The sequence below is a fragment of the Draconibacterium sediminis genome (genome assembly GCF_000949475.1).
GTDB classification, from domain to species: domain Bacteria; phylum Bacteroidota; class Bacteroidia; order Bacteroidales; family Prolixibacteraceae; genus Draconibacterium; species Draconibacterium sediminis.
In genome coordinates, this window is record NZ_JRHC01000015.1 from 2501 (window position 1) to 5348 (window position 2848).

A 2848-nucleotide genomic window follows, 5' to 3' on the forward strand; every position below is an offset into this window, starting at 1 on the left:
CGCTTGTAAGCGTACGGTTTCAGGTACTATTTCACTCCCCTGTTCGGGGTGCTTTTCACCTTTCCCTCACGGTACTTGTTCGCTATCGGTCTCTCAGGAGTATTTAGCCTTACCAGATGGTCCTGGCAGATTCAGACAGAATTTCTCGTGTTCCGCCCTACTCAGGGTACTGCTAGGATTGTATTTATTACCTGTACCGGACTGTCACCGTCTGTGGTAGGCTTTTCCAAAACCTTTCCAGTTTTAAATACTTCTCCATGTCGCAGCCCTACAACCCCAACATTGCCGAAACAATATTGGTTTAGGCTGTTCCCAGTTCGCTCGCCACTACTATGGGAATCATTATTATTTTCTTTTCCTCCGGGTACTTAGATGTTTCAGTTCCCCGGGTTAGCCTCCTTGCGGATACCCTTGCGGGTGGGTTGCCCCATTCGGAAATCTTCGGATCGATTCATATTTGCTAATCCCCGAAGCTTATCGCAGCTTGTCACGTCCTTCTTCGCCTCTGAGAGCCTAGGCATCCTCCGTACGCCCTTAGTAACTTTCTTTTTAGAGAATCCTCGTATTGATTCAATTGTATCTCTGTAAAATTGTCGTCTCTATCTTGTGATTTGATTTGACTCTCGATAATCACTTTCGTAATTATCAAAATTATTTTTTCCCAACATGCCAAAGAACTTTAAAGCACAGAAACAGTTGCCTGTTTCAACTTGTGTAGATAATTAAGGAATCGAACCTTATCAACTTGCGTGCACCAGCATTATCTTCTGCTCACTATTACTATGAACCTGCCACTGTTTTGTGGACTTTTTTACGACTTTTCAGCCTCCGTGGAGAATAAGGGAGTCGAACCCTTGACCTCTAGAATGCAAATCTAGCGCTCTAGCCAACTGAGCTAATCCCCCGAACTTTCAGTTTACAGCGTTCAGTCTCAGTTTTCAGTTTCCTGATTACTGCGACTTCTTACTGTCGACTGGACTTGTAGTCCCGCCCAGACTTGAACTGGGGACCCCTACATTATCAGTGTAGTACTCTAACCAGCTGAGCTACGGGACTGTTTTTCTAAGCGCCAAGCTTTCTGAGCTTTGGCTTTTAGCGCAGCTCCCGCTTTGCAACTCATTGTGTAATATTTTAAAAAAAGCAAGGACAACTTTCGTCAATCTCGTCACAGAAACTCTATTAAACCTGTGCTCCAGAAAGGAGGTGTTCCAGCCACACCTTCCGGTACGGCTACCTTGTTACGACTTAACCCCAGTTACCAGTTTTACCCTAGGACGCTCCTTGCGGTCACATACTTCAGGTACCCCCAGCTTCCATGGTTTGACGGGCGGTGTGTACAAGGCCCGGGAACGTATTCACCGGATCATGGCTGATATCCGATTACTAGCGAATCCAACTTCATGGAGTCGGGTTGCAGACTCCAATCCGAACTGGGATCGGCTTTAGGGATTGGCATCACATCGCTGTGTAGCTGCCCTTTGTACCGACCATTGTAACACGTGTGTAGCCCTGGACATAAGGGCCGTGCTGATTTGACGTCATCCCCACCTTCCTCTCACCTTACGGTGGCAGTCTCGCTAGAGTCCTCAGCATTACCTGCTAGCAACTAACGATAGGGGTTGCGCTCGTTATGGGACTTAACCCGACACCTCACGGCACGAGCTGACGACAACCATGCAGCACCTTGTAAATAGCTCCGAAGAGAAAGACTGTTTCCAATCTATGCAATCTACATTTAAGCCCAGGTAAGGTTCCTCGCGTATCATCGAATTAAACCACATGTTCCTCCGCTTGTGCGGGCCCCCGTCAATTCCTTTGAGTTTCAACCTTGCGATCGTACTCCCCAGGTGGATCACTTAATGCTTTCGCTCAGCCGCTTACTGTGTATCGCAAACAGCGAGTGATCATCGTTTACGGCGTGGACTACCAGGGTATCTAATCCTGTTCGCTCCCCACGCTTTCGTGCCTCAGCGTCAATCGTAGCTTAGTAAGCTGCCTTCGCAATTGGCGTTCTGTGTCATATCTATGCATTTCACCGCTACACAACACATTCCGCCTACCTCAACTACATTCAAGAACTTCAGTATCAATGGCAATTTTACCGTTAAGCGGCAAGATTTCACCACTGACTTAAAGTTCCGCCTGCGCACCCTTTAAACCCAATAAATCCGGATAACGCTTGGACCCTCCGTATTACCGCGGCTGCTGGCACGGAGTTAGCCGGTCCTTATTCATTTGCTACCGTCAAATACCTACACGTAGGTAACATTCTTGGCAAACAAAAGCAGTTTACAACCCATAGGGCCGTCATCCTGCACGCGGGATGGCTGGTTCAGGCTTGCGCCCATTGACCAATATTCCTCACTGCTGCCTCCCGTAGGAGTCTGGTCCGTGTCTCAGTACCAGTGTGGGGGATAATCCTCTCAGAACCCCTAAAGATCGTTGCCTTGGTGAGCTGTTACCTCACCAACTAGCTAATCTTACGCATGCCCATCTTGTACCGCCGAAACTTTAATCACAATAACATGCGAAATTGTGATACTATGAGATATTAATCCACGTTTCCATGGGCTATCCCTCTGTACAAGGAAGGTTGCATACGCGTTACGCACCCGTGCGCCGGTCGCCACCATCCGAAGACGTGCTGCCCCTCGACTTGCATGTGTTAGGCCTCCCGCTAGCGTTCATCCTGAGCCAGGATCAAACTCTCCGTTGTAAATATAAAAAGTTTAATATCTTTCGCTCCAGGTTTACTTGTCTCTCTCAGAAATCAACAAAGTTGTTTTATTATTAACCTTGCTTTTTTGTGCTTCAAAATTTTAAAGAACTTTGCGTAAAAAAACCAGCA

At 47.3% G+C, this 2848-nt stretch carries 2 tRNA genes and 2 rRNA genes (1 of these 4 only partly in view); all 4 read right to left on the reverse strand.

Annotation, left to right across the window (positions count from 1 at the left end):
- Positions 1–548, reverse strand: a 23S ribosomal RNA gene (locus LH29_RS23430); it reaches 2250 nt to the left of the window's first position.
- 283 nt (positions 549–831) lie between these two features.
- Positions 832–905 (reverse strand) — tRNA-Ala (locus tag LH29_RS23435).
- 77 nt (positions 906–982) lie between these two features.
- Positions 983–1056, reverse strand: a tRNA-Ile gene (locus tag LH29_RS23440).
- A 140-nt stretch (positions 1057–1196) separates the two neighbouring features.
- A 16S ribosomal RNA gene (locus tag LH29_RS23445) occupies positions 1197–2716 on the reverse strand.
- The 16S and 23S rRNA genes sit together here with 2 tRNA genes alongside, the layout of an rRNA operon.
- Positions 2717–2848: the final 132 nt, after the last annotated feature.